Source organism: Candidatus Tisiphia endosymbiont of Melanophora roralis, assembly GCF_964026575.1.
Taxonomy (GTDB): Bacteria; Pseudomonadota; Alphaproteobacteria; order Rickettsiales; family Rickettsiaceae; genus Tisiphia.
This window is the reverse complement of sequence record NZ_OZ032161.1, coordinates 436459-462567: the sequence shown is the minus strand read 5'-3', so window position 1 is coordinate 462567 and position 26109 is coordinate 436459. Positions and strand designations below refer to the sequence as shown.

The following is a 26109-nucleotide window of genomic DNA, read 5'->3' as shown; positions in this document are numbered from 1 at the left end:
GCTAATTACATAACTTCACATATTCACGATTTAGTTGTACTATATTCCAAAACCACAAAATAACTATAATAATAAAAATTGTTAGTAAATAAACTACTATTGAATCACATGTGGCAGTAGGCACTATAATAAATATAAAAGACTGGATAAAAGCTCCTAAAGACTTACCAAATTTAATACCTATAACCTCAACAGCAGCTTTACCTTTTGTTCGAAGTTCTAATGATAAAGGAATATATGCCATTTCCTTTGTTGAATCAAATAACGAATATTTAGTTGATTTACTTAGAATATTTTGTACTCCTCCGATAATTACAGCCGCATAAATTGGATTAAAGTCCTTTATACCAAAACTTATATATTCTGAGAAAATAACAAAGATAAAAAACATTAAGCCAGTTATAAAAAGCATTAAGGGTGTTAATAATGCTGAAATTAACCAAGTAAATTTCCTAATCACATTACTACCAACTATCATAAAAGTAACGCTAGAAATTCCCATCCAAATATTAAACCTACCCATAAAATGTATATAATCTAACGTATTGGGATTAAGCTCCCTTACCTTAGCTTTCCACGGACCTTCTACTATATTAATTAGTAGTGCATAACAAATTATCAATAAAGCAATGCGTCCAATATATTTTGAGTTAATAACCAACCTTATACTATCCATAAGTGATAAGGAAGTTTTTGCCTGTATTTGAACTATTTGGAAATCAGCCTTTAGCACCTTGTCATTCAAAATAAAATAATTAATTAACCTAAATAATACCATGGAAATTATACCGGCAAACACTATTATAGAAATAACAGGTTGTAGCATTAGTTCTGATTTATATTGCAAATCTTCATTTATTATAACTTGAGCATCGACTACCCCTCGTACATTTGAGAAAGCTACTAATACATTGCCAGCTAAAATCAGACCAACATTACCTACCATTCCTAAAATTGGATAGAAACGTTTCGCTTTACTGGTATCAAAAATATTATTAGCAAATTGCCAAAACATTAGATTAATAATTACTGCACTCCATAATTCTGAACAGATATACATGAGAGCATAACTCCACTTACCCATTATCTTGATAAACCATCGAAAATTAGGATACAATGATACTAAATGTTCTACCTGCTCAGCATTTGGATGATAAAACTCCTGATTAGGGTAAATTATATAAGCAAATATCAGGAAAAAAAGCAAAAAACTCGAAATTACTATATAAAAAATATATTCAAAACGTACGTGATTACTAAGTTTTACATATATTATAGTAAATAATATAGAGGAAGGAAGAACAAACCAAAGTTTTAGAAAACTAATGACTTCTGCTCCTATTGATGGTATGACCAATCCGTCTTTAACGGATCTAAGTGTTCCAAAATTAAAAAGAATACACAGCATCATTAATGCCATAGGCAAAAAAAGTTTCAATTCCTCTCTTTCTATAGGCCAAATGATTTCCTGAATTTTAGTAAAAATACTTTTGAATGGTAACATTATTTTATACAAAAAATTACCTAAAGACTAACACTATCTATTTAACATAGATATGTAATGGAAGTCGAACTAAACCTTTTAAAGCTCTATGCAAATAAAGTCAATGAAAATAAACATATTTTTCTATTAACAAAATATTTATGTGACAAAATTATAGGATAACGAGACATAACTTGCCTTGTAGGAAAATTTTTAATATGCTACAAGAGATAAAGTAAGATGATAATAATTATGTCCATTAGGTCAATAGACCTCTTTCGAAACTCTACTTCTGCTGGTAATTTGTACGTCGTTCCGGTACTCAAATCCTCACGTACGCTTAAGTACGCTGCGGTTCTACGTTCCGTGACTCCTTCAAATTCCTCAGCACAAGCGAGTTTCGAAAGAGGTCTAATATTAGCCATATATTTATTGTTTCTTTTTCCGTTATATTTATATGTTAATGTAGCATATGCTAATATAGACGTAGAAATTGCTGAATCACATAAATGCTCAAGGATGTTTCCTTACTTTGAAAAGATACATAAAATTCCTCCTAATACGTTACACTCGATAGCTTTAAAAGAATCGGGCAAAAAACATACTGAATATAAAATTAAAGTAGTTTGGCCTTGGACTGTCAATATTGAAGGTAAAGGCTATTATTTTAATACTAAAAAAGAGGCAATATCATTTGTAAAAAAACAAATTATTCAAGGCAAAGAAAATATTGATGTAGGATGTATGCAAATCAACTTAAAACATCATTTAAATGCATTTAACTCTTTAAATCAAGCTTTCGATCCTAAGAAAAATGTCGCCTATGCTGCTAAATTCCTAAAAGCTAAATATGATCAGTTAGGTAGTTGGCACAAAGCAATTGCTCATTACCATTCAGCCACCCATGAGTTTGGCTATAGATATAAACAAGATGTTATCAAAATTGCTAACAATATGGATTTGTATAAAAACTCTATTAACATGTATAGTGGGTACAATTATTATAATAATACACCTACTCTGCCAACAAACATGCTTTTGAGGAATAAACAGAGAGCTTCATTTGAAAGTAATATTAGGAAATATAAGAGTAATATTATGGTAGTATTACCAAGAGCTAGCTAGAGGTAACAATTATATTTGATCGTGAGAAGTTAAAATCTAATCGTGACAAAGTGGTGGATAATATCGCTGAGTGTGCGTTTTTTAAATATGCAGCATTCGATATTATTGAGCGTCTAAATATTATTGATAAAGAATTTCCTGATATTTTAGATTTAGAATGTCGTACTGGTATACTAACTAAACTATTAGTGCAGAACTATAACTATGCTATAATTGTAGCGGCTAGTGCATCAAATGTTATGTTACAATCGTTTGACCATACTCCCAAATTACTAATTGATGAAGAAAACTTACCATTTAAGGCAGCTAGTTTTGACCTAATAACTTTTTCCTTAGGTCTACACTGGATCAATGATGTACAAAATTTTCTGTTACAGATAAAACGTATTTTAAAGCCAAATGGCCTATTTATTGGTAATTTTATCGGTGGTAACAGCCTAAAAGAACTACGAATGAAATTCATTGAAGCTGAAATAGCATTAAGTCGCCCTCACTTCCAACATGTTTCCCCTTTCATCCATTTTGATCACGTAACACCTTTACTAGGACAGGCAGGATTCACAGAAATTATCGTTGATTATGAAAATATTCAGCTGAGCTATAAAAGCCCTTTAGATTTCATTAGAGAACTAAAGAATATTGGAGAATCTGGAGCATTATTAAAAAACTCTCATAACATAATATCGAAGCAAATGCTTTCTATTCTAAGCAATGATACTAACACTTTTACCGAACAAATTAATATAATCAGCTTCATTGCCTCTCCGAGTAAGAATAGTATAAAAATAACTCGTAATTTAAAACAGTAGGAAAAATAAGTATTTATAGCTTGCTCTTACTTTCTCCTTACATTATTATAAACCTCAGTTTTGGATTAAAATTTTTAATTTTAATCCAAAACTGGCTATAATATCAGAAAAATGCATTCTTGAAGCGCTTCTACAAATGCATTTTAATCTATTATCGCTAATAATCTTATTTTAAAATAAGATTATTAGCAAATGAAATATTTAACAATCAGGCGTCAAACCGCTTTAAGCCTGATTGTTTACTTTCTCATTCCAATTTCGGATTAATGAAATTAATCCGAAATTGAGGTTATAATAATCACAACTAATATACATAATTATGGTATCTTATGAAAGCACACTGTTCAACAATTACAAGTAAGGGACAAGTTACTATCCCATCATATATTAGAAACAAGCTACACTTATCTTCTGGTAGTAAATTATAGTTCATTATGCAAGATGACTCTTTTATAGTAGTGCCAATTAATAAGCCAGTTAAAAATTTAAAAGGAATACTACCCAAACCAAAAACACCATTAAGTATCGAAGATATGAATGAAGCCATTAAGAGTGGATATGATCGGAATTGATACTAATTTATTGGATTGCTTCCTCGCCACCAAAGTGTCTCCTCGCAATGACTCTATTCTCCCTATGGCTTTTAAATGCCATGCGTAAGGTGAGTAAAATAATCAAAAAATAATTAAATTAAATTCAAATTAGCTATTAGTGTTCGTATATTTATGGTTTATAATACCATTAATTATTATAAGTAAGGGAAAATATATGCAAGAATTTGATTTAATAGTAATTGGTAGTGGTCCAGCTGGTTATACAGGGGCAATAAGAGCAGCACAGCTGGGTATGAAAGTTGCATGCATAGAAAAAAGGGCAACGCTTGGTGGTACTTGCCTAAATGTTGGATGTATTCCTTCAAAACTATTACTAAATTTTTCTGAAAAATTTAATGAGGTATCAAAACATTGTGCTGATATTGGTATTATGACCTCAACCAAACTTGATTTACAAAAAATGATGACTAAAAAAAGTCAAGTAGTGTCAGACTTATGCAAGGGTATAGAAAGTTTGTTTGTAAAAAATAAAATTACTAAATTTAGTGGAAGTGCCAAGTTTATTTCAGCCAATCTTGTGGAAATTACTAACGGTAAAACAGTTGAGTCGATTTCGGCTAAGAATATTTTAATTGCTACTGGCTCTGATATTATTGAAATACCCAATATTGTTGTAGATGAGGAATATATAGTTTCATCAACGGGAGCTTTGAACCTTCCTAAAGTTCCAGAAACTATGGTAGTAATTGGCGGTGGTTATATAGGTTTAGAGCTTGGTTCGGTATGGAATAGGCTTGGTTCTAAAGTAACGGTTATTGAATATGCTGATAGCATTGTCCCAGCTTTAGATAAAGAAATTATTAATCAATTTACTAAAATCCTACAAAAACAATCCATTGAATTGCGACTGAATAGCAAAGTACTATCTGCTGAAAAAAAAGCAGGAAAAGTTACTTTAAATATACAACAAACATCTGCTTCCTTAGTAGAGCAAATTACTACTGATATAGTTTTATTAGCTGTCGGCAGAAAAGCTTATACAACAAATTTAGGTCTAGATAAATTAGCAATTCAAACGGACAAACAAAACAGAATTACGGTGAATAGCCAATTCCAAACAATAATCCCCAATATTTATGCCGTTGGTGATGTAATTGCAGGACCTATGCTTGCTCATAAAGCAGAAGAAGAAGCTGTCGCTGCCGTCGAAATTATGGCGGGTCTAGCTGGTCATGTTAATTATAATCTTATTCCAAGTGTAATTTATACTTGGCCGGAAGTAGCAAGTGTTGGTTTAACTGAAGAACAACTAAAAGAAGCCAAGATTGATTACAAAGTTGGTAAATTTCCATTTTTGGCAAATAGTCGGGCGAGAAGCACAGGTTCTACTGATGGGATGGTGAAGATATTAGCTGATAGCATAACTGATAAAGTACTTGGAGCACATATAATAGGACCTTGTGCTGGAACTATGATTGCAGAACTTGTAGCATTTATGGAATTTGGTGCTTCTTCAGAAGATATAGCGAGAACTTGCCATGCCCATCCTACCCTAAGCGAAGCTATAAAAGAGGCGGCTCTAGCTGTAGATAAGAGGGCTATTAATTTTTAGGATTTTTACTTTAGTTTACATGGTAAAAAAGATGTTGCCCTTACGCCTTCAATGTTACCCCATAACTGTTGAAAGTTAAAAAATCGTCTATTAGCGAAGTACTGTTGTAAGGCTTAAAGCGTCTATTAGCGAGCGAACGTACGTGAGCGTGGCCAATCCATGAAGCTTGTCATACAATTGCTTCGTCGACCTACGGTCTTCTCGCTAATAGACGATTTTTTAACTTTCAACAATTGTGGGGTAAATTGGTTTTTACACAACAAAACCAAATAATTTTTTGATTTCAGTAAGAGTTTTAGAAGCAATAATTCTAGCTTTATCCGCTCCTTCATGTAGTGTAGTTACTAGATAATCTTGGTTTTTCATTAGCTCTATATATTGAATATTAATGGGAGTCAGAGTTGTGATGATAATATCAGCTAGATCATCCTTAAATTTAGCAAAACCAGTATTTTGGTATTGTTCAACTATTGTCTCAACATTAATACCAGATAAACTGCAATAAATGTCAATTAAATTGCTGATTTCTGGTCTATTTTGACGATCATAACTGATTTCAGCTAAATGATCTGTTTTAGCTTTTTTAATTTTTTGGTAAATTTGATCCCGGCTATCATTTAAATTAACACGAGATAAATCAGATGAATCAGATTTACTCATTTTTTTACGACCATCTTTTAAACTCATTATTCTTGATGACCCTTGAATTAATGGTTCAGGTAATTTTAGAACTTCTTGATTAAACTTTCTATTGATAATAGCTGCAATATCTCTGGTAAGTTCTAAATGCTGTTTTTGATCATCGCCAACAGGGACGCAATCAGCATTATATAATAATATATCAGCTGCCATTAATACTGGATAAGACAATAATCCTAAACCAGCACTTTCTTGGTCTTTTCCAGCTTTGTCTTTAAACTGAGTCATGCGTTTAAGCCAACCAAGTGGGGTAACGCAATTTAATATCCAAGCAAGTTCAGTATGTTCCTTCACCATACTTTGTGCAAATATAGTGGTTTTCTCCGGCAAAAGTCCTGTTGCTATATACATAGCAACAGTTTGCAATATGGATGAGTTTAGCTCAAGAGGTAAGCGATCTATAGTAATAGAATGCAAATCAGCTAAAAAGAATAAGCAATTGTACTCATCTTGAATCTTAAGCCAATTAGATATTGAACCAAGATAGTTTCCTAAATGCAAAGCCCCTGTCACTTGAACTCCAGATAGAGCTGTTTTTTTCATTTAATTTCCCCAAATAATTACTAATTATATCTATATGTAGACGTAATTTTATGCTATTGTATACTCAAATGATTTGAAGAATTGGATTTGAAAATGAATGGTGAGCAAGCGGAGCGTACATATAGTACGTGAGCATGCGAATCCATGATATTTTCAAAAAACAATTCTTCAAAGCAGAAGAGTATACCCGTTAATTATCAACAACTAAGATTAACCAACCATGTTTTGGCGTTTAAGAGTATTAACATTTTATGCATTACTTGCTATATTTACCATTACATTCTTCCTTATATGTTACATACCCGTAACATTTTTTAATGTCAACTATTATATACGTTATAGGATTGGAGTTATTTTTTCCTATGTATTTATTTGGTTGGCTAGAATCTTTTGTGGTTTAAAATACCAAGTTTCTGGTCTAGATAAATTACCTTCTGTTCCTTCTTTAGTATTGTCTAATCACCAATCATGTTGGGAACAAGTATTTATACAATTAATTATACCTGAACATTCTTGGGTATTAAAAAAAGAGTTATTTAATATCCCCTTATTCGGTTGGGGTCTGCAAATGGTTAAGCCAATTGCCGTAGACCGTAATGTTAATATCTCGGTTAGTCAAATTTTAAGAGAAGGACAGGAAAAGATAAAAGATGGTTTATGGTTGGTTATTTTTCCTGAATCTACTAGATTTAGACCAGAACAAAATGCTAAATTTAAACCTAGTGCAGTAAAATTAGCATCACTAGCAAAAGTACCGATCGTGATGATGGCTCACAACGCAGGGGTATACTGGCCAAAAGGTTTTTGGATTAAGAAACCAGGGGTAATCCAAGTAAAGATTATTAATGTTATTCCTGTAGAGGAAATAGAACAATCTGATGTTCGAGAATTGACAAGCAAGATAGAACAGGTAATCAATACCGAAAAGCAAATATTATTTGAACAAGCTTTGTGAAGCAATAAATTTAATCTAGACAAATATTAATGTCTTGGATAGAATTAAATAGTACTATTTAATCATGGCAGTTTAATAGTATCAAAATCATTAAAAATAGGTATATCATGAAAGAAAAATTAACATTCAATCTTAGATATCTACGTGAGAATCAGGATACTCAGTACCCAGAACAATCTCCTGAAGAAGGGAAATGTAATAATTACAATTTACGTAATAATGTAAGAAATCCAGAAATACCAGATGCAACATTTAAAAAAGATCAGTCTATTCCCTATACTGTTCATAATTACACAGTATCACCAACTGTTGAGGCAGCTTTTAATGCTTATGAGAAAAATGGAACCTCTACTCATTTTCTTATAGATAAAGATGGGGCAATATTTAAATTTGTGCCTGTGACCTGTAGGGCTTACCATGCAGGACCTGGTGGGTTACACTATCAAAGTAAGTGGAATCCTCACTTACCGGAGAACATTTTAAAGAATGATATGAATAGTTTTTCGGTAGGAATTAATTATGTAAATACTGGATTAGAAGCTTATCCCGAGCCACAGATAAAGGCTGGGATGCAGTTGCAAGAATGGTTAACAACTCATACACATTCTGATTCAAAAATGTTATTGGGTCATAGTGATTGGACTCCTGGAAGAAAAATAGGACCTGGACCGTATTTTCCATGGCAAACATTCGCCAAGGCAAAAGAAGAAGGGTTCTCTCATAATTTTGGTGTATATTGCTTTAAGGAAAGGAAAGAAAATCCGGAGGTAGTAGTTTCTTATAAAGACAAGAGTAAGCAAGATAAAGATACAATTGAAGATATACAAAAGCAACTTGAGGAGTTAGGATATAAAGTACTAAATAATGAAGGTACGAATCTAGGAAAGCTAGATGATCAAACTATTTCTGCTATGTTATCGATGAAACTGCATTATCGAGGACAGGATATTGTAAATGATCCAAATCAAAAGAGTTTGTGGGAAAACTTGTGGCATAATAATACCAAAGAAAATAAAGAGGCTCTTGGTGGTATATGGGACGAAAATGACTCAATGATACTTGGAGATGTGTTAGATCAGTACTCGGAAAGTTGATCTCTGCAAATTTTTGTAATAAACCACACAAAACAACTAGCCTCTATAAATATCACAGAGGCTAGTTGAGTTAGTTTGGTTTTAATTAAAATACTTACGCTCAGTTACAACTTCATCTTCATTAGAGGAGGCTGTTTTGTTATTTTGCCATTTCTTTGCAGATTCGCGTTTATTACCATTATTATCGCTGTTATCTTTATAAGACTCAGATTTTTGATTAGTTATAACGTCCTGAGTAACTTTAGCATCGATATTTTTTATGGTTAATTTTGCTTTGCCTTTATTGTCAAAACCAATAAGTTTAACTTTTACTATATCTCCATGTTTTAAAACACTAGATACAGATTCAATACGTTCTTTTGAAATCTCACTAATATGTATGAATCCATCACGATTACCTAAATAATTGATAAACGCTCCAGAGTCTAATATTTTAACAACAGTTCCATTGAATATGCCACCAATTTCAGGGTCAAAAGCAATTGACTTAATTTTTTCGACAGCCATATCTAGCTTCTCTTTGCCTATAGTCGAAACAGTTACATTGCCATCGTCGCTTATGTCAATTTTAGCCGATGTCATATCACAAATTTCGCGTATTACTTTGCCACCCGGTCCTATGACGTCTCTAATTTTATCTTTATCAATTTTAAAACTTTGAATACAAGGTGCATACTGGCTAATATGGTTATTGGTTTTATTAATAGTCTTATCCATTTCTTGTAAAATATGAACAAGACCAAGCTTTGCTTGAACTAAAACATGCTTCATTATTTCAAACGTTACTCCAGATATTTTTATATCCATTTGTAATGCGGTTATGCCGTGTTTACCACCAGCTACTTTAAAATCCATATCTCCAAGATGATCTTCATCCCCCATAATATCGGATAATACTACAAACTTATCACCTTCTTTTATCAAACCCATAGCAATACCTGCTATAGGAGTTGTGATGGGTACTCCAGCATCCATTAGAGCCATTGAACTACCACAAATAGTAGCCATAGATGACGAACCATTACAGGAGGTAATTTCTGACACTACTCTAATAGAATAAGGGAATTGTTCTTTAGTTGGCAGCATGCGGTTAATGGCTCTCCATGCTAGTTTACCATGCCCTATTTCTCTACGTCCAGGAGCTCTTACTGGGGTTGCTTCGCCTACTGAATAAGGAGGGAAAATATAGTTAAGCATAAAACGCTCTTTATATTCCTCGTCTAAACTATCAACAATTTGTTCATCTTGACCAGTACCTAGTGTTGCAACTACTAAACTTTGTGTTTCCCCTCTAGTAAACAAGCTTGAACCATGTGTTTTTGGCAACAAAGCCACTTCACAAGCTATGTTTCTTATATCTTCCGGTTTTCTACCATCGATACGAATATTGCTCTTTAATACGTTTTGCCGTAATATTTCTGATTCTACTTCTTTAAGAGCGAACTCAATCTGAGAATTAGTAAGATTATTATTAGCAATATCTTCGGCAAAATGTCGCTTAATTATATCAGAAACATGCTTTACCGCTAAGACCCTTTCTTGTTTTGATTTGATAGAAAAAGCATGCTGAATATCTTCTGATGCGATACCTCTAATTTGTTCCTTTAAGCTAGTAGGGAATAAATCGGCAAGCTGTAATTTAGGTTTCCCAGCACTTTTTACTAAATCATTAATCAATTCAATTACAGGCTGTAATGCCTTGTGACCAAACTCAATAGCTTCCAACATTTTTTCTTCGGACAATAGATCGGCTTCAGATTCAACCATCATAACTGACGTCTTAGTGCCTGCCACTACTAAGTCTAATTTACTAGTCTTTAATTGGCTAAATGAAGGGTTTAATATGAATTGATCATTTATCAAGCCAACTCTGCTAGCTGCTACTATATCTTGATAGGGGGCGCTAGACAAAGCCAATGCAGCCGATGCTCCGATAATTGCCAATATATCCGTATTACATTCAGGATCGTATGAAAGAACAGTACAGATTACTTGCGTTTCATTAAGAAAGGCTGGGTGGAATAATGGCCTAATCGGTCTGTCGATCAAGCGTGAGACTAATACTTCTTTTTCTGACCCTTTACCTTCTCTTTTAAAAAATCCTCCAGGTATTTTACCAGCAGCAAATGCCATTTCTTTATAGTGTACAGTAAGAGGAAAGAATCCTATCCCTTCTTTTGCTTCTTTGCTACTCACTGCAGTACATAATAAGACACTTCCTCCCATTTTTACCATAACTGCTCCATCAGCTTGACGAGCAATTTTACCAGTAGTTAATTCTAGTAGTTTCCCACCTAATTCTATCGTTTTAGTTATTTCTTCAAACATTCTTATTCCTTATTTAATGAACAAAAAACCCGGCTAAAATTTTTGATTTTTTAACCGGGCTTTATTTTACTTTCTTATTCCTAGTTTATTAATCAACGACAAATATCTGCTTAGACTTTGCTTCTTGATATAATCCAACAATCGACGCCTACGACCAACTAACATCAATAATCCTCTTCTCGAAGAAAAATCTTTGTGATTAGTTTTAAAATGCCCTGTTAAGTTATTGATTCTTTCGGTTAGAATTGCACATTGCACTTCACTAGAACCAGTATCGTTTTCTTTAGTAGCATATTCTGTAATTAATTGCTGCTTACGCTGTGCTGTAATCGACATCATTAATCTCCATGTTTATTTTTATTAGGTTAACCTGAATTCGATGTAACAAGTTACATCGAATTCAGTATTATATATAGAAACAATCAGGTTTGAAGCGGCTGCCCACCTGATTGTTAAAATATAACACTCCATTCAATATGTGATTTTAATTATTAAAATCACATATTGAATGATGAAAAAAGTTAAAATGCACTTGCGTCAGCCGCTTCAAGAGTGCATTTTTCCTTATAACAAAGCAAGTATCGATATAAGAATTAATAATTCTTATATCGAACTGATGTTAGGTTAAATACTCGAAAAGAATTAAAGCAATTTTCACTCAAGCTACCAATTGCTAAGAGAGAGCCATGATATCGAATCCAAATTAATTCAATATTTTCAGGATAATCAAAATAGCATTTCTGACCATGAATGATTTTCTTAGCTTGGTCAATAGTAGCATCAAGCACCAGGATGTCGTCCAGTACTGCTTCAATCTTTATAGCTTTTTCTGCAAGAAACTGTTGCATTTCTTGCTTTTGTATATCAAGTTCTGTTAATTTAATAGCATTGCATGCTGTAAATATTCCAACTTTAGTACGCTGTAATTCTACCACAAATCCTAAACTTTGCAAGGATAAAGCAATATCTTCTGCTAGAGTCCTTACATAAGTCCCTTTAGAGCATTCAACCTTATAGCTAGCTTGATTATTTTGGTGGTTGAAATTAAGACATTCTAAATTATATATTTCAATATTTCGAGGAGTTAATTCTACTGCCAAATCTTCTCGTGCTAATTTATAAGATCTAATACCGTTAACTTTTATAGCAGAAAAGGCAGGAGGACGTTGTTTTATTGTACCTATGAATTTTTTACATATATTATGGCAATCAATTGAAGTGGGAATATTATCAGTAACCTTTATTATTTTACCTGCAGCATCTGCTGTATCAGTTTGCCTACCAAACTGCACCGTGAAAATGTAAGTTTTCTTTGCATCTACTAGAACTCGCACTAATTTTGTTGCTTCACCAATTGCCAAAGGTAATACACCTTCAGCTTCAACATCCAAAGTCCCACAATGACCAACTTTAGCCCCTAAAAGGTTTTTCTTAATGATAGAAACAAGCTTTGCTGAGCTTATGCCTTTAGGTTTATAAATATTAAGCCAGCAATTATTAAGGTGAAACGTCATTTGTTCGGTTATTTACGAATATTGTTAGCATAAGAGTAATTTAAATCTTAGAATAATCCTATCCTATGAAAAAAACACTATTTTTCTTACAAAAAAGCACTTTGTATATCAAAATATATATTGTATATATAGAATGTTATGATAAAATAGAAATGATAGGCTAACTATATATTAAACGTAAACTTAAAGATACTTGCAATATGCATCTTTGTTTTTTTTATTAGCAAAGCTTTTGGTAGCTTATCATATGAGGTTTATCATTTTCCTAAGGATAAGAAGCTTAGAATTAAGTTGGAATTTACTTCTCCTAATTCAAATCAAACAGAATTATATATTCCTCATCAAGTTTGGGGACATGATTTGTCTAATCAAATAAAAAATATTCATGTAGAAAATGGTGTTTTTATAAAAAATACTAATAAAATAACGCATAAACCCAATCAAAAGATTGTTGTATGGTATGATATATTGAATACTCAAGCAAAACTTGGATCAAACTACTATACTTACATAATCGACCAAGGATTTTATTTTTTATATAAGTTTGCCTTAATATGCCCCAAATTATATACAAATGGCGAAAGTATAGATGTAGATATTAAATTTGCTAGTCATAATGATGTATTTACTAATTTTGGCAATATTGCTGCTAATAAAATACAAAAGCTTAATCTTACTGCAGATAGCTTAATTTCAAAGGGATTTGCTATATCTGGAAACCATAGTATCTTACAAAATGTAAATTATAAGGGTAACAACATAATATTTTTTAGTATAGATACCAAATCACAGGAAAGCTTAACAAAACTTTTGTATGAAATAATAAATGCTCAAGAGAGATTCTTTGAAACAAAGAATAATGATAATTTGTTTGTATTCATAAATAACCATAGAAAACATAATAGTTTCTATGGTACTTTAATTGGTGGTAATACTGTTCTGTATCTATTACCTGAGAAGTTTAATGTAAATGATTTTAATATTAAGCACCTACTGGCACATGAAAATTTGCATAAGTGGATAGGCAATACTCTGATAAAGGAAAAAGAGGAAACACTATATAAGTGGTTTACAGAAGGATTTACACAATATTTTACTGACAAGATTAATTTAACTAATGGAATTGTAACATTTGAAGAATATTTAGAAAACTATAACAAGATTTTACAAAAATATTATACCTCTCCTTACTTATTATTTGATAATGAAACTATATCAAAATTATATTGGGATAATGCTCTAGCTAGCGAGTTAGCATATGACAGAGGCTATATAATAGCATCTGTACTAGATATAAAAATACAAAATCTAACTAATACTCAGTTTAGTTTAGATAATCTTATAAAAACAATAGTGGCAAATCATACTCATAATAAAAAAGAGAAATTCACTACCTCAATTATGATGCAATATATTAACAATATTACCAAAAATAACTTGAAACGTACAGTTAATAAATTTGTAAAATATGGTAATTTTGATTTAAGTAATTTCTTAAATAACTCAAAATTACATTATAAAAAAATTGCTATAAATGATTATGGGTTTGATATTACAAATTTTCAGAAGATAGTTAGCAACTTAAAAAAGGATAGTATAGCATATAAAGCTGGGCTACGTAATAATGATAAATTCAAGAAAATTCATATTTCACAAGAAAATCAAGAAGCTGTAGCGGAAATAATCATTGAACTAATTAATGGAAAATTAATAAAGTATTATGCTAAAAAGAAATTAATAAAAATTCCTGAATATACCAGTATTTATAAGTAGGCAGGATTATCAAAAGCTAAAAAACAGAAACTTGATTTTAATGAATTCTTATTGAGTGGTACAAAATTTGATCAACTAGAAATCAAGAGACTTGGGAGACTTGAGTGATGAGATATCTTCTAGTACAGGGCATTTAAACATTGCAGCTTATCTAGCCATATTATATAATAGCTATACTCTATCTGCTTTGAAAAATTGTTTTTTGAAAATATCATGGATTCGCATGCGTAACTATACTATTATGTACGTTCCGCTTGCTCACCATTCATTTTCAAATCCAATTCTCCAAATCATTTGAGTATATATTAGAAATTGTTTCGGTATTTATGAACAAATGGATCTATTATTTTGGTACTAACGACGGGGAAGGCAATGCCCAAATGAAAGACATACTTGGTAGTAAAGGAGCTGGTCTTGCTGAGATGTCTAACTTAAATTTACCTATTCCTGATGGTTTTACTATTACCACAGAACTTTGTAATTATTTTTATAAAAATAATTACAATTTGCCTGAAAATTTTAATAAGGACTTAGCGGTAGCTGTTAAAAATTTAGAAAATACTACTGGTAAGATTTTTGGAAATCATAAAAATCCACTACTACTATCCGTCCGTTCAGGCTCAAGAGCTTCTATGCCCGGCATGATGGATACTATACTTAATCTTGGGTATAATGATCAAGTTTGCAATGCACTATCCAGTACTGGAAATGAAATTTTTGCTCTTGACAGCTACCGAAGATTCTTAGAAATGTACGGATCAACAGTATTATCCGTTTCAAACGGATTATTTAAGAATGCATTTGAAATGCATAAGAGCAAATGTAATATTTATCAAGAAAATGAAATTACTGGGGATTTCCTAAGAATAATAGTTGAAGAATTTAAAAAGATAATCTTTAATCATTGTGGTGAATCGTTTTTTGATCCATATACACAACTAGAAGAATCAATAAAAGCCGTATTAAAATCTTGGACAAGTGATAGAGCAATAACTTATAGAAAGCTACATAATATACCCAATGATTGGGGTACAGCGATTAATGTACAGTCAATGGTTTTTGGTAATCAAAACAATAATTCTGCAACAGGTGTAGTATTTTCACGTTGCCCTGCAACTGGTGAAAATAAGCTTTTTGGCGAATATCTAGTAAACGCCCAAGGTGAAGATGTAGTGTCAGGGACAAGAACCCCAAGCCCTATTATGTCAAACGATCATAATCTTGACTGCTCAATGCAAACAGTTATGCCACAAATATTTGATCAATTACAGGGAATTTGTAAGAAGTTAGAACTACATTACTTAGATATACAAGATATAGAATTCACCGTGGAAGACGGTAAATTCTATATCTTGCAAACACGTACTGCTAAAAGAACAGCTTTAGCCAGTATTAAAATTGCCACGGATATGGTACAAGAAGGACTGATTACTAAACAACAAGCAATAATGCGTGTAGATCCGGAATCGCTAACTCAGCTTTTGCACACGGCTATTGATTATAGCAATACTCTAAGCCCCATTGCTAAGGGACTACCAGCATCTCCTGGGGCTGCTACTGGTATAGTAGTTTTTTCTCCATATGATGCAGAAAAAATGTCGCATCACCATAAAGTGATTTTGGTACGCCATGATACTAGTCCTGAAGATATAAATGGTATGTATGTTTCAGCCGGTATTCTTACAGCTAGAGGTGGGATGACATCACATGCGGCTGTAGTCGCTAGAGGATTAGGAAAACCATGTGTTTGCGGGGCAAGTGATGTGGTAATAGATGAAAAAAAACAGCTCTTTAAAATAGGGGAAACTATTATTAATTATGGTGACTTAATAACTGTAGATGGTGGAACAGGAAAAATCTTTTTAGGGGAAGTCCCACTTATTCAGCCTAGTTTTACTAAGGAATTTCAAACAATTCTAGATTGGGCAGATGAATTTGCTACTTTAAAAGTTAGAGCCAATGCTGAAACTATTTTAGACGCTGGTGTTTCCATGAAATTTGGAGCATGTGGAATTGGACTATGCAGAACAGAACATATGTTTTTTGACCCTGATAAAATTCCATTAGTACGAGAAATGATAATTGCTCCTGATATAGAACGGAGAAAACATGCGATAAATAAATTATTGCCCTTGCAAATTCGAGATTTTAAGGCATTATTTCGAATTATGCATGGTAAAGCCGTAAATATAAGACTGCTTGACCCTCCTTTACATGAATTTTTGCCAACAACAGAGATTGATAAAAGAAACTTAGCAGATATTATGAATCTACCTTTATCTGTTGTGGAACAACGTTTGCATGCATTATATGAAGTGAACCCCATGCTTGGACATAGAGGATGTCGCCTAGGTATTTCTTATCCTGAGATTTATCAAATGCAAATAATGGCAATTTTTACTGCTATCAGAGAATTGCAAATTGAAGAAAATATAAATATTGTTCTAGAGTTAATGATTCCTTTAATCAGTGATGTTAATGAGCTAAAAGCTTTAAAGATACATATACAAGATGTGATCATTGACATGGAGAATACTAACCAATATAAGTTTGATTTTACTCTTGGTACTATGATCGAGCTACCAAGAGCTGCTTTAAAAGCTGGAGAAATTGCCAAGCAGGTAGATTACTTTAGCTTTGGTACCAACGATTTAACCCAAACAACTTACGGCATTTCTAGAGATGATGTAGCGTCATTTTTTCCAGACTATTTGGAAAAAAAAATCTTTGCATTTGATCCTTTTAGTAAATTGGATGAGGAAGGGGTTGGTGAGTTAATAGAAATTGCTATACAACGTGGGCTAAAAAACAACCCTACATTAAAACTTGGCGTATGTGGAGAACATGCGGGCAATCCTGATTCTATAGAGTTTTTTCATAAAATTGGTTTGCATTATATATCATGTTCACCATACCGTATTCCTATCGCAAGGATTGCTGCAGCTCAAGCGGAAATAAAGAGATGTGGGTAAAAATATCCAGGTAAATCTATATTAATTATTATTTCTTTACCAAATATTTTCTCCGGTAAGATTATTCTTTTGGCATGTAGTAGCATTTCCTTGGATAAAGCTATTGCTTCTTGAGTGCCATATTTTGTATCACCTATTATGGGACAACCCAGCATTTTCGCATGAAATCGAAGTTGATGCATTCTGCCAGTAAGAGGAGTGAACTCAACCAGCGTTAAATCCTTATTGGTCAAACCATTACAGCTAACCCGATTAGCATTTAGCCATAATAAACTGGCGTCATTGCGAGGAGACATAAGTCGACGAAGCAATCCATTTCTAATCACTTTCCTAGATTGCTTCGTCGCTACTAAAGTAGCTTCTCGCAATGACGTCTGTGAATTGGGAGTAATATTAGTCGGGTTAGCTATATTTAAATTCTTAAGCACCTTATAGCGAGTTACGGCTAATTTGCCATGTTCCTCATCATTTTGCACAGTCTCATACACCCCTCCCCTATTCTTCCCTATCATACCACTAATTTCTCCTTCATGTTGCGGAAGGTTACCTAAAACTACGGCAATATAGGTTTTCTGAATATTCTTTTCCTTAAAGCCTTTCATTAATTTTATACTACTCGCATAATTTTTCGCGATTAGTAATATACCTGAAGTATCTTTATCTAACCTATGTACTAGTTTAAAATCTGTCCCTTGGCTATTTAAATATTGTAGTGCATCATCTATAGATAGGCTTATTTTGCTACCACCTTGGGTTGCAAGACCTACTGGCTTATTAATTGCTATAAGCCACTCATCCTGATAAACTAGGTAATCCTTCATTAACTTACCGGCTAGTATAACTACCGAACTCGAAAAAACCCTATCAGAAGCTTTTTGAGGTTCTAAATTTAAACTATCCTCTATAAAAATTTGATCACCGGCATTTATTCGCAAATTTGCCGCTACCTTACAAGAATTAACCATTATCTGTTTAAACCTTAAGGCACGCTCAACCATCCCTTGGGTAAGGCTAGGATATAATTTCTTCAAGTAACGATCCAACCTACAAGGCAGTTCTATATCTACATTTAATATTGCCATAATGAGAACATTAATACGCTATTTAATCAGGGCGATTTAGGTAACTGGCTAATACCCTACTATTTAATAACCTTTTATTTATTAGCTTTACGAACATAATTGAGGCGTATGGTTAAACGAGTACACTCCCTTCTCCTTAGTTTAAATCAAGAAAAATTTCAGGATGTTTTTGTACTATTCTTAATAAAGATATAGCTGAACCACGGGGTTTACGTCTTCCTTGTTCCCATTCCTGTAATGTTCTTAAATTAATGCACATTAATTCTGAGAATTCTTTTTGTGAATAACATAATTGTTTCCTAATATTTATTATCTCATTATTACTTTTTATTGTCTTTATTGTACCTTTTCCTTTTTTTATATCTTTGATAGCTGATAAAAGTTCTGCTCCTATATCCCTTTTTTTTGCTTTCATAATTCTAATTCTTCCTTAATTTTTCTTAAAATACCAATTGATATGTTTTCAGTTTCATTTTTTGCATAAATGGTTAATAACCATATTTGCTCTTCTTCCATTTTATAATAATAAATAATCCTAACTCCACTTCGTTTACCACTATCTTTAGTAGACCATCGTATCTTTCTAAGTCCTCCACTTCTAGGTATCAAATCGCCTGCTTTTGGATGTAGAGATAATTCCCATTGAAATGCAGCATATTGATCATCAGTAAAATAGGACCTTAATAACTTACTAAATAAAGGGGATTCAATATATTCCATCACTATATAATACGTCATTGCCGTATAAAATCAATTATTTTATTAGCAAATGCTAGGTTGAACCCCAAGTTATACCATTTCCCAAAACTAAATTAGCACTAGGAGTACGAGTGTCGAGCACCGGAGCGTACATACTAGTACGTGAGGAGCGGAGATCATGAAGTACGACGACGTGATGATTAGTTTTCGGAAATGGTATTATTAGCAAAAGTAGAATTATGTAATAGGTCTATGCACTCTTTAACAAAAAATACCCCCATAATATACATGATAATAGTATAATAGCAAAAATCTGATGCACTAAGACCATTAACATAGGTACTGAATATAAAATGGTAATTATGCCAGCTAACATTTGTAATATCAGTACACCAACAATATAATAAGCAACTTTGTTTAATTTAGGATGCTTGGTTTTTATTAGACTCAACACCAACAAACCAACACTAGTACAAACAATATACGCTCCAATTCTATGGATAAACTGAACAAAAACAGCATCACTTAAACTATCTCTACTCAATAGTTTAAAAGCTATTTCTTGAGGTATAAAACTATTCCCCATTAACGGAAAGCTATTATATACAAGCCCTGCATCAAGACCTGCAACTAGACCACCTAGAAAAATCTGTATATAAACTATAATAATAGTTAATATACAAAAGAATTTTGCTAAATTTAAACTTATTGTCCGTTCAACTAGTAAAATATCAAAGCTATTTTTCATCAACTGATAGAACAGTAAATTATAGATAATAACTGCAATAACCAAATGACAAGCTAAACGGAAATGACTTACATATGGCTGCAAAATTAGACCACTTTTCACCATATACCATCCCATAAATCCTTGGACTGCAAATAATAACAATATCGCCAAATATACAGGCAGTAACCTTGTATCAATCCGTCCACGTACAAAAAAATACAGTAATGGTACTAGATACAACAAACCTGCTACTCTGCCAGCAAAACGGTGAATAAATTCAAGCCAAAAAATAAATTTAAACTCTGAAAGAGTCATATTAGTATTTTTTTGCTTATATTCGACAGATTGTTGATATTTAGCAAACTCATCCTGCCAGTCAGCATTACCCAGCGGGGGAACGACACCTGAAACCGGTTTCCATTCAACAATTGATAAACCAGCATCAGTAAGCCTAGTGAGACCTCCTAAAAAAATCATAAATATTACCATGCAGCAGCATACCACCAACCAACGCTTTACTAGTATTTGTGACATAAAACATAAACTCAATGCTCTGTATAATTTTGAAGACTATTATACAACAGGCGGTTTTTTATTATAATTAAAACTAATCGCAAATAAGGTGTAAATTGGGTTAAGCCAACCAATAGCTGTGATGTCTAAGTTATCTCTATCTATGGTAATTGTCATATCAGATCCAGGACTATCTGGGTCATATATATGAAAAGTTATCGTTTTTTCTTGTAATATATATTTATATGCTACTACTTGATGATGTTGAATTATATTTAACCATGTTTTAGGATTAAAAAAACTTGCTTTTGCTCTAATTAATCCAACTAAGACAGGAGTATCTGTATCAATTGTTTGCATAATAATAGGATACTGATTACTTAATTCTTTTGCATCAGTACTTTTGGCAGTAAACATAAATCTAAAATAATTAAACAAAGCTTTTACGGTGAGACTAGCCACCTGGCAATTTTTTATAAAGGTAAATAGTTGAGGATCAGTTTTTATACTTGGAGTAATGTTGTTTTTAGGTGTTACAATTTTATACTTATAGTATAAGATTGATGCTAAAGACATACCACCACATAAGCCATTTTTTGCATTCCCTACTGGAATACCATACCAATAAATAACATAGGATTCAAATTTGTTTGTAAAACGGAATGTATATTGTTCTAGAGTAAAATCTTTAACCTGATGTTCTTTTGTAAAATTCATTAGATTATTGGATGAATTTTGGACTGTCATATTGTACCTTATTAAATTAATAATAATTTATTAGTATAGCAGATTTTTTTAGCCCACTAATACTGATACTCATTATTTTTTAAAAAATTTTATCCATAACTAATTCCTATTTTTAATCAGGATATCTACTCTTCTGCTTTAAAGAATTGTTTTTTGAAAATATCATGGATTCGCATGCGTAACTATATTATATGTACGCTACGCCTTCTCACCATTCATTTTCAAATCCAATTCTTCAAATCATTTGAGTATATTATTTTATCACAAATTGCATCTATAAACAAATCTTCTATTTTCCCAGTTTTACGACTTTTCAGTTCAGCCACATTATTTTCAGCTTTTTTAGGACCAATGATTATTTGGTATGGTGATCCTATAAGATCATGAGTGGCAAATTTGCTACCAGCTCGTTCACTAGTATCATCGTATAATACTTCTATTTTATTTGCCACAAGTTTATCATATAGATTTTGTGATAGTTCATTGCATTTGCTATCAAGTATGTTCAAATTTATTAGTGATACTAGAAAAGGAGCAATATTTGTAGGCCATATAATCCCTTTATCATCGTGACTTGATTCGATTATGGCGGCTAGAAGTCTTGAAATACCAATACCGTAAGAACTCATTTCCACTGGCACAAGATTACCATTATTACTATTTACTAAAGCATTCATGGCTTTGGCATATTTTGTGCCAATATAAAAAATATGCCCAACTTCAATACCCTTACTACTGGCAAGATCATGTTCTGATAACAGGCATTTATCAGGGTCATGTTTTTCTTCTGCTGCCGCATATAAGGTTTGTAATTTTTCAATATCTAAACTTTCCTGATCTGTTAAAGATAGGAATTTTTTATCATAAAAAATTGTACTCTCACCATTATCAGCAAGAATATGGAACTCGTGGCTTAAATTGCCACCAATTGGACCATTATCAGCAAGTACTGGGATTACAGTTAAACCCATATCACGAAACGTTTGCATATAGGCTAGATACATCTGATTATAGGTTTTTACAGCACTTATTTGATCTATATCAAAAGTATATGCATCTTTCATTAAGAATTCTCTACCACGCATAACCCCAAAGCGAGGTCTAATTTCATCCCTAAATTTCCATTGAATATGATATAAGTTTTTTGGCAAATCCTTATAGGACTGAATATTATTTCTAAAAATATCAGTAACCATGTCTTCATTAGTAGGCCCAAACAATAACGTATTATCATGGCGATCTTGGAATTTTAGCATTTCTTTGCCATAATTCTCAAATCTTCCAGATTCCACCCATAAAGATGCTGGTTGAATACAAGGCATTAATATTTCAATAGCCCCTACCTTGTTCATATTAAGTCGAACGATATTTTCAACATTTTTAAGGGCTTTTAAGCCTATCGGCAACCAGCTATAAATCCCAGCAGATTGCTGTCTTATCATACCGCTTCTAAGCATCAACCGATGAGAAACTACTTGTGCCTCCACTGGTTCTTCCTTCAGCACAGGTAAAAAATATTTTGATAGTAACATAAAGTTTACCTTGGATTATTTTTTGGAAATAATATTTAGGAATTCGTGGCGATATTTCTGCTGCTCTATATATATACCTGTATAATGCATAGTATTCATAATACTATCATTTTGCATAACTCCTCTAAGGGTCATACAGCTATGTAATGCAGAAATCTTAACCGCAACACCTAGGGGCTTAATATATTTCTGTAATGTTTCAGCAATTTGTACAGTCATCTTTTCTTGAATCTGTAGTCTCCTAGCAAAAACATCAACTATCCTAGCGAGCTTACTGATACCTATTATACAATTATCAGGTATATAAGCTATATTTACCGTACCAGTTATCGGTAACATATGATGTTCACAAAATGAATTAAAATGTATGTCTTTTAGCACTATGAAATCCTGAAAGTTACAAGTATCGTAAAATTTAGTCGTTAATATTTCTTCCACATCTCTATCATACCCAGAAAACACTTCTTGGTAAGTTTTTATTACTCTATCAGGAGTTTTTAGTAGTCCTTCCCTATTTGGATCTTCACCAATAAATCGTAATAAAGTTTTAACTGCCTCTTTGGCTTCTTCTACAGTAGGTTTTTGCAAGTCCATTATTTTTATTATACTAATTATTTAAATAACATCCTTCTACCACAAATAATAACAAACATCAAGCCACCAACAATAGCAATCCCGCCTCCACCACCCATGATGCCCATCAGCAACTTATTGGTAACCGGCATTTCTACCCAAGGTGTTTTTCGTAGCACTCCATACCCACCAGCAAAGAGCAGAGCTATAATATGTAACATCTGCCCTATAGTTATCGTTATAATTGCTGTTGTGAAATATGAGTTCTTCTGCTGTTTATCGTCACATAGAAGAAAGCAGAAACCCATAAAAGCTACACTAATCCCAACAATTGAACCGTGATAGTGTGCAGGAATAGTAACATTCATACCTATAATTAATATACCAATAAATCCCCCGGACAGAAATAATATACTGGAGCAAATTATGGTTGTCTTTATATAATTAACCCGACTATTAGTATTTATCCATAGTAAACTGGTGTCCGTCATTGCGAGAAGTGCATAAGCACGACGAAGCAATCCATTTCTAATCAATGTTCTAGATTGCTTCGTCGCTACTAAAGTATCTCCTCGCAATGACGGAGTAATGTTAGTCGGATTAACTGTAACTAACTCATAAAACATTACTATCAAAGACAAAACCGGTGCTATTCCTCCTCCATATTTCATTTGTTTAGTGTAATATTCTTTGAATTCAGCATCTATAATATCATATAATAAGTGTCCACTAATAGCTGCAATACTTATAATAAAATTTAAATATAATAGTGCAAGGTACAGTTTTTTAAATCTTAATTCCTTACCTATCCAAGCATGGAATAACACTGTCATTACTAATATCAAAATTTGCGTGTAAATAAATTGTAATAAATGCCCACCACTCCAAAAAAGCAATTCATAGTAAAATTCTATATCGACTGGTACAAGTTTAATAATTTCTTGTAATTGGCAATAAGACCAAATAAAACATACCCATACTAACACCCACATTATTACGGTAGAAAGGATAGTAAAATTAATGAGGGAGTTAAAATAAGATTTAAAATAAGATATTTTGCAACAGTTCCATAATGTATATAAGGCAAATAACAATACAGATACACCAAACAAACTAATTCCGAGAATAAATATTATATTCTCCAACATTGGTATGTAATTGTTCATTACAGGAAAATTTTGACCACAAAATGGTGATAAAGCTATTAGTGCAGTAGAAATAAATGCTATTATTACACATGCTATGCTGAAAGTAGTCGACTCTAAATTATAGCTCCAAACACATGCTGTAACTGACATCAACCAAACTAGGATTGATAAATTAACATGAATAACCAAAGCTGAACGGAAAATTTCTGTATTTGAAAATAAGTTAATTAACATTGGAGTGCGGAGCATTACCAATATTATTGAATACACCCCAGCAAGAGCAAGCGAAAATATACCATTTCCAAGCCAGTAAATAGCTAACTTATTACGGCTTAATTGTGGAATTATATTCTCAAGATTCATAAAGAATACTTACGAATGGTGGGTTTGAGAAGACTTGAACTTCCGACCTCACGCTTATCAGGCGTGTGCTCTAACCAGCTGAGCTACAAACCCATTAATACCCTTAACATTTCAAGTGTTAGCAGTGTCATGCATCAGATATACTTTTTTAGCTGGCTTCACTTGGGATTATAAACCCAACATACGCGAATATGTTTATGGTTTTAAGTACCCTAAAGTGGTGGGCTCGCCGGGATTCGAACCCGGGACAACCTGATTAAAAGTCAAGTGCTCTACCAGCTGAGCTACGAGCCCTAAATACGCTCTCAATGTTATTCCTAGCAAAAAGCGGGAGTCCATGCTTAAGAGCCATATATAATAAGCTTTACTTTATCGTTTAAAAAGGTTATGTTGTCAACAATTATTTTGTGTTGTCAACACTTAAATTTTAGTAAATATAGTCATATGGTAACTTATGCATTCTGATGTTGCAATTATTATCCCTTCAAGACTTGATTCAGTAAGACTTCCCAAAAAGCCTCTACAACTTGTAGGAGGAACCTCAATAATTGAGCGTGTTCTTAGGCAAGTATATTTAACCAAACTAAAAAATATTTATGTGGCAACTGATTCAGAAACTATAGCTAAAAAAGTTACTGATTGCGGTGGACAATTTATTATGACAAACCAAGAATGTCAAACTGGTACCGAACGTGTATACGAAGCATTTCAGCTAATCCCTAACAATCACCATATTAATTATATCCTGAATGTACAGGGTGATATGCCTTTTGTTGAACCGGAATCAATTATCAAAGTTATTGAAAGCCTAAAGTCCAGTAGCCATGATATTATGACCCCAGTAGTAAAAGTTGGTATAGATGCCGTAAATGGTCATAGTAATGTCAAAGTTATTACTGACCATAATGATAAGGCTTTGTATTTTTCTCGTAATCTCATTCCACACGGTGCAGAAGAATTTCTATATCATGTAGGAATGTATGGGTTTCGCAAAGAAGCATTAACTAAATTCATAAACTTACCTGTTTCAACTTTAGAATTAAGCGAAAAACTTGAACAACTAAGAGCATTACAAAATAACATGTCCATAGGGGTATGTTATGTTAACAATATTCCTATCTCTGTTGATACAATAGAGGATTTAAACAAGGCTATAGAGTTTTATCAAAAAAATATCAGTTAATATACTCGATTAAAATCAAGAATTGCGTTGTCGTCTTCAGGGATCGTAGGTAGCCACGTACTAAATGTACGCCTAGCA

At 32.6% G+C, this 26109-nt stretch carries 24 protein-coding genes and 2 tRNA genes; 10 read left to right on the top strand and 16 right to left on the bottom strand.

What is annotated here, in order from left to right:
• Position 1 precedes the first annotated feature (1 nt).
• Both AAGD53_RS02275 and AAGD53_RS02270 read right to left on the bottom strand, forming a co-directional pair.
• Complete coding sequence (locus AAGD53_RS02275) at positions 2-1504, bottom strand: Npt1/Npt2 family nucleotide transporter (RefSeq protein ID WP_341763120.1); 1503 nt, start codon at positions 1502-1504, stop codon at positions 2-4.
• Positions 1505-1704: 200 nt separating this feature from the next.
• Complete coding sequence (locus tag AAGD53_RS02270) at positions 1705-1908, bottom strand: palindromic element RPE1 domain-containing protein (RefSeq protein ID WP_375332913.1); 204 nt, start codon at positions 1906-1908, stop codon at positions 1705-1707.
• On the opposite strand from AAGD53_RS02270, the gene AAGD53_RS02265 reads away from it, so the two are divergent.
• From AAGD53_RS02265 to lpdA, 5 genes are all read left to right on the top strand, one after another.
• Entirely contained in the window at positions 1850-2608 is a 759-nt protein-coding gene (locus AAGD53_RS02265; protein ID WP_410521112.1) for a lytic transglycosylase domain-containing protein, read from the top strand. The two genes, AAGD53_RS02270 and AAGD53_RS02265, sit on opposite strands and share 59 nt — an antisense overlap.
• Before the next feature lie 119 nt (positions 2609-2727).
• The gene (locus tag AAGD53_RS02260; protein WP_341763387.1) at positions 2728-3417 is read left to right on the top strand and encodes a methyltransferase domain-containing protein; all 690 of its coding nucleotides are present in this window, start codon (positions 2728-2730) and stop codon (positions 3415-3417) included.
• 329 nt (positions 3418-3746) lie between these two features.
• The gene (locus tag AAGD53_RS02255; protein ID WP_341763118.1) at positions 3747-3845 is read left to right on the top strand and encodes an AbrB/MazE/SpoVT family DNA-binding domain-containing protein; all 99 of its coding nucleotides are present in this window, start codon (positions 3747-3749) and stop codon (positions 3843-3845) included.
• Positions 3846-3851: 6 nt separating this feature from the next.
• Positions 3852-3989: a hypothetical protein gene (locus AAGD53_RS02250; protein WP_341763117.1), complete on the top strand. Its 138-nt coding sequence runs from the start codon at positions 3852-3854 to the stop codon at positions 3987-3989.
• A 196-nt stretch (positions 3990-4185) separates the two neighbouring features.
• Positions 4186-5583 carry a dihydrolipoyl dehydrogenase gene (lpdA, locus tag AAGD53_RS02245; protein ID WP_341763116.1) on the top strand — a complete coding sequence of 466 codons (1398 nt, stop codon included), beginning with the start codon at positions 4186-4188 and terminating at the stop codon, positions 5581-5583.
• Positions 5584-5835: 252 nt separating this feature from the next.
• On the opposite strand, the gene trpS is transcribed toward lpdA, so the two are convergent.
• Positions 5836-6825, bottom strand: a complete 990-nt coding sequence (trpS, locus tag AAGD53_RS02240; RefSeq protein ID WP_341763115.1) for a tryptophan--tRNA ligase — start codon at positions 6823-6825, stop codon at positions 5836-5838.
• Positions 6826-7045: 220 nt separating this feature from the next.
• Here trpS and AAGD53_RS02235 point away from each other — a divergent pair, with 220 nt between their 5' ends.
• The gene (locus AAGD53_RS02235) at positions 7046-7780 is read left to right on the top strand and encodes a lysophospholipid acyltransferase family protein (RefSeq protein WP_341763114.1); all 735 of its coding nucleotides are present in this window, start codon (positions 7046-7048) and stop codon (positions 7778-7780) included.
• A 107-nt stretch (positions 7781-7887) separates the two neighbouring features.
• A complete protein-coding gene (locus tag AAGD53_RS02230; protein ID WP_341763113.1) occupies positions 7888-8874 on the top strand; it encodes an N-acetylmuramoyl-L-alanine amidase in 987 nt (328 codons plus the stop codon).
• Between the two features lie 81 nt (positions 8875-8955).
• On the opposite strand, the gene pnp is transcribed toward AAGD53_RS02230, so the two are convergent.
• From pnp to truB, 3 genes are all read right to left on the bottom strand, one after another.
• Positions 8956-11202 carry a polyribonucleotide nucleotidyltransferase gene (gene pnp, locus AAGD53_RS02225; RefSeq protein ID WP_341763112.1) on the bottom strand — a complete coding sequence of 749 codons (2247 nt, stop codon included), beginning with the start codon at positions 11200-11202 and terminating at the stop codon, positions 8956-8958.
• Positions 11203-11268: 66 nt separating this feature from the next.
• Complete coding sequence (gene rpsO, locus AAGD53_RS02220) at positions 11269-11538, bottom strand: 30S ribosomal protein S15 (protein ID WP_341758004.1); 270 nt, start codon at positions 11536-11538, stop codon at positions 11269-11271.
• A 257-nt stretch (positions 11539-11795) separates the two neighbouring features.
• Complete coding sequence (gene truB, locus AAGD53_RS02215) at positions 11796-12716, bottom strand: tRNA pseudouridine(55) synthase TruB (protein WP_341763111.1); 921 nt, start codon at positions 12714-12716, stop codon at positions 11796-11798.
• A gap of 291 nt (positions 12717-13007) precedes the next feature.
• Between truB and AAGD53_RS02210 the strand changes: the two genes are divergently transcribed.
• Both AAGD53_RS02210 and ppdK read left to right on the top strand, forming a co-directional pair.
• Positions 13008-14489: a hypothetical protein gene (locus tag AAGD53_RS02210; RefSeq protein WP_341763110.1), complete on the top strand. Its 1482-nt coding sequence runs from the start codon at positions 13008-13010 to the stop codon at positions 14487-14489.
• 326 nt (positions 14490-14815) lie between these two features.
• A complete protein-coding gene (gene ppdK, locus AAGD53_RS02205) occupies positions 14816-17461 on the top strand; it encodes a pyruvate, phosphate dikinase (RefSeq protein ID WP_341763109.1) in 2646 nt (881 codons plus the stop codon).
• Here the strand turns inward: ppdK and AAGD53_RS02200 are convergent.
• The 10 genes from AAGD53_RS02200 to AAGD53_RS02155 form a co-directional block, all read right to left on the bottom strand.
• The gene (locus tag AAGD53_RS02200) at positions 17434-18543 is read right to left on the bottom strand and encodes an RluA family pseudouridine synthase (protein ID WP_341763108.1); all 1110 of its coding nucleotides are present in this window, start codon (positions 18541-18543) and stop codon (positions 17434-17436) included. The two genes, ppdK and AAGD53_RS02200, sit on opposite strands and share 28 nt — an antisense overlap.
• Before the next feature lie 136 nt (positions 18544-18679).
• A complete protein-coding gene (locus AAGD53_RS02195; RefSeq protein ID WP_341755153.1) occupies positions 18680-18958 on the bottom strand; it encodes a helix-turn-helix domain-containing protein in 279 nt (92 codons plus the stop codon).
• Entirely contained in the window at positions 18955-19263 is a 309-nt protein-coding gene (locus AAGD53_RS02190) for a transcriptional regulator (RefSeq protein ID WP_341763107.1), read from the bottom strand. The genes AAGD53_RS02195 and AAGD53_RS02190 overlap by 4 nt, the downstream gene beginning before the upstream one ends.
• Before the next feature lie 229 nt (positions 19264-19492).
• Positions 19493-20506: a COX15/CtaA family protein gene (locus AAGD53_RS02185; protein ID WP_341763106.1), complete on the bottom strand. Its 1014-nt coding sequence runs from the start codon at positions 20504-20506 to the stop codon at positions 19493-19495.
• Between the two features lie 39 nt (positions 20507-20545).
• A complete protein-coding gene (locus AAGD53_RS02180) occupies positions 20546-21232 on the bottom strand; it encodes a hypothetical protein (protein WP_341763105.1) in 687 nt (228 codons plus the stop codon).
• A gap of 221 nt (positions 21233-21453) precedes the next feature.
• Positions 21454-22764, bottom strand: coding sequence for a proline--tRNA ligase (gene proS, locus AAGD53_RS02175; RefSeq protein ID WP_341763104.1), 1311 nt, complete (start codon positions 22762-22764; stop codon positions 21454-21456).
• 15 nt (positions 22765-22779) lie between these two features.
• A complete protein-coding gene (folE, locus tag AAGD53_RS02170) occupies positions 22780-23352 on the bottom strand; it encodes a GTP cyclohydrolase I FolE (protein WP_341762203.1) in 573 nt (190 codons plus the stop codon).
• Between the two features lie 23 nt (positions 23353-23375).
• Entirely contained in the window at positions 23376-24848 is a 1473-nt protein-coding gene (locus AAGD53_RS02165) for a hypothetical protein (protein ID WP_341763103.1), read from the bottom strand.
• Between the two features lie 16 nt (positions 24849-24864).
• Positions 24865-24941: transfer RNA gene (locus AAGD53_RS02160), tRNA-Ile, on the bottom strand.
• 125 nt (positions 24942-25066) lie between these two features.
• Positions 25067-25142: transfer RNA gene (locus AAGD53_RS02155), tRNA-Lys, on the bottom strand.
• 160 nt (positions 25143-25302) lie between these two features.
• Between AAGD53_RS02155 and AAGD53_RS02150 the strand changes: the two genes are divergently transcribed.
• Positions 25303-26031, top strand: a complete 729-nt coding sequence (locus AAGD53_RS02150) for a 3-deoxy-manno-octulosonate cytidylyltransferase (protein ID WP_341762066.1) — start codon at positions 25303-25305, stop codon at positions 26029-26031.
• Positions 26032-26109: the final 78 nt, after the last annotated feature.

Coding starts and splice junctions, on each gene's coding strand:
- AAGD53_RS02275 (WP_341763120.1), bottom strand. CDS start 1,504: ATGTTACCATTCAAAAGTATTTTTACTAAAATTCAGGAAATCATTTGG.
- AAGD53_RS02270 (WP_375332913.1), bottom strand. CDS start 1,908: ATGGCTAATATTAGACCTCTTTCGAAACTCGCTTGTGCTGAGGAATTT.
- AAGD53_RS02255 (WP_341763118.1), top strand. CDS start 3,747: ATGAAAGCACACTGTTCAACAATTACAAGTAAGGGACAAGTTACTATC.
- AAGD53_RS02250 (WP_341763117.1), top strand. CDS start 3,852: ATGCAAGATGACTCTTTTATAGTAGTGCCAATTAATAAGCCAGTTAAA.
- lpdA (WP_341763116.1), top strand. CDS start 4,186: ATGCAAGAATTTGATTTAATAGTAATTGGTAGTGGTCCAGCTGGTTAT.
- trpS (WP_341763115.1), bottom strand. CDS start 6,825: ATGAAAAAAACAGCTCTATCTGGAGTTCAAGTGACAGGGGCTTTGCAT.
- AAGD53_RS02235 (WP_341763114.1), top strand. CDS start 7,046: ATGTTTTGGCGTTTAAGAGTATTAACATTTTATGCATTACTTGCTATA.
- AAGD53_RS02230 (WP_341763113.1), top strand. CDS start 7,888: ATGAAAGAAAAATTAACATTCAATCTTAGATATCTACGTGAGAATCAG.
- pnp (WP_341763112.1), bottom strand. CDS start 11,202: ATGTTTGAAGAAATAACTAAAACGATAGAATTAGGTGGGAAACTACTA.
- rpsO (WP_341758004.1), bottom strand. CDS start 11,538: ATGTCGATTACAGCACAGCGTAAGCAGCAATTAATTACAGAATATGCT.
- truB (WP_341763111.1), bottom strand. CDS start 12,716: ATGACGTTTCACCTTAATAATTGCTGGCTTAATATTTATAAACCTAAA.
- ppdK (WP_341763109.1), top strand. CDS start 14,816: ATGAACAAATGGATCTATTATTTTGGTACTAACGACGGGGAAGGCAAT.
- AAGD53_RS02200 (WP_341763108.1), bottom strand. CDS start 18,543: ATGGCAATATTAAATGTAGATATAGAACTGCCTTGTAGGTTGGATCGT.
- AAGD53_RS02195 (WP_341755153.1), bottom strand. CDS start 18,958: ATGAAAGCAAAAAAAAGGGATATAGGAGCAGAACTTTTATCAGCTATC.
- AAGD53_RS02190 (WP_341763107.1), bottom strand. CDS start 19,263: ATGGAATATATTGAATCCCCTTTATTTAGTAAGTTATTAAGGTCCTAT.
- AAGD53_RS02185 (WP_341763106.1), bottom strand. CDS start 20,506: ATGTCACAAATACTAGTAAAGCGTTGGTTGGTGGTATGCTGCTGCATG.
- AAGD53_RS02180 (WP_341763105.1), bottom strand. CDS start 21,232: ATGACAGTCCAAAATTCATCCAATAATCTAATGAATTTTACAAAAGAA.
- proS (WP_341763104.1), bottom strand. CDS start 22,764: ATGTTACTATCAAAATATTTTTTACCTGTGCTGAAGGAAGAACCAGTG.
- AAGD53_RS02165 (WP_341763103.1), bottom strand. CDS start 24,848: ATGAATCTTGAGAATATAATTCCACAATTAAGCCGTAATAAGTTAGCT.
- AAGD53_RS02150 (WP_341762066.1), top strand. CDS start 25,303: ATGCATTCTGATGTTGCAATTATTATCCCTTCAAGACTTGATTCAGTA.